At 71.5% G+C, this 1,317-nt stretch carries 1 protein-coding gene; it reads right to left on the bottom strand.

The features are described from left to right. Positions 1–3 precede the first annotated feature (3 nt). Positions 4–1,254, bottom strand: a complete 1,251-nt coding sequence (locus ACFQUZ_RS32335; RefSeq protein ID WP_377449099.1) for a DUF222 domain-containing protein — start codon at positions 1,252–1,254, stop codon at positions 4–6. Between the last annotated feature and the right edge of the window lie 63 nt (positions 1,255–1,317).

The following is a 1,317-nucleotide window of genomic DNA, read 5'->3' on the forward strand; positions in this document are numbered from 1 at the left end:
ATCTCAGCAGCGTCGGTGGTAGGTGTTGCGGCGGGGTCGTTGCTCTGGGTCGGTCCAGGGTGGGGGGATGAATTCGGGGTGTCCGTCGGTGGCGAGGTGGACCTGCCAGCCGTCGTGGTGGATGGTGCGGTGGTGGCGGTGGCAGAGCAGGACGCCGTTGGTGACGGTGGTGGTGCCGCCGGTGGACCAGGGGGTGATGTGGTGGGCGGCGCACCAGCGTGGTGGCCGGTCGCAGCCGGGGAAGGCACAACCGCCGTCGCGCAGGATCAGGGCGCGGCGGATCGGGCCGGTGAACAGCCGTCGTTGTCGACCCAGGTCCAGGACATGCCCGTTGCCGCCAAGGACGGCCGGCACGATGCCGGCCTCGCACGCCAGCCGACGCACCGACTCGGCGCTGATCTGCTGGCCGGTGTCCAGGGTGCCGGCGCCGAGTTGTCCGGTGAGCGTGTTGTAGTCGGTGGTGACTACCAGTTGGGTGGGTTCGCCGCCGTGTGCGGGCAGGTCGCCGGCGCGTAGCGTCAGCCGGCACACCTCGGTCAGGGCGTCGTGGCGGCGTTGTCCGGGGTTGCGGCGGTCATCCTGGCCGGATGGTCGGGTCAACGGGTCGAGGGTGGTGCGTAGCAGCGCCGACGTTTCCGCATCGAGCAGGCCGGACAGTCGCAGCCGGCCGTCGCCGACCGGGGACAGGTGCAGGTAGCGGTCGCGTTGGTGGCGTTTCTCGTCGGCTTCCAGGGCTCGTCGTTGGGCGTCCTCGGCGAGGTGCGGGGCGATGTGGTCCAGGATCCGGTGGGCCAGGCGTCGTAGGTCGACGGGGTCGAACTGGCCGGCCCAGTCGAGCAGGATGCCGACGGCCTTGTCGGCGGCAATCTCCCCGGCCTCCCGCCGGACGAGGTCCACCGTGTCGATGATGATCCGGGCCTGGTCAAGGCTGATCGCGCCGGTGAGTATGGCGTGGCGGACCGGATCGGGCGCGGTGTCCAGCTGCCCGGCGTCGGTCACCGCGAGGTGGGCGGCGCGGCCGGTGAGCCGGTGCCGGTGCCGCAGCCAGGCGGTGGTCGAGGTGGCGCCGTCGCGTCGGGGCAGGTCCCGACCGTGGATCTCGCGGACCAGGCCGGACACCACCGCCGCGATACGGCGTTGGGACACGACGGCGGCGTCCAGAGCGGCCAGCAGTTCGGTATCCGACAGCGCCCACGGGTCCGTGGCGAGGCAGTCACCAACCGCCTCGTCCAGCCGTGCCCACGCCTCCCGCATGACACCGACGTTCGCACGCGTGTACGACACAACCACGCTCAGTGAAGGCCGACATCGCGGCAT

The sequence above is a fragment of the Plantactinospora sp. GCM10030261 genome (genome assembly GCF_042666615.1).
Taxonomy (GTDB): Bacteria; Actinomycetota; Actinomycetes; order Mycobacteriales; family Micromonosporaceae; genus KBS50.

Coding starts and splice junctions, on each gene's coding strand:
- ACFQUZ_RS32335 (WP_377449099.1), bottom strand. CDS start 1,254: ATGCGGGAGGCGTGGGCACGGCTGGACGAGGCGGTTGGTGACTGCCTC.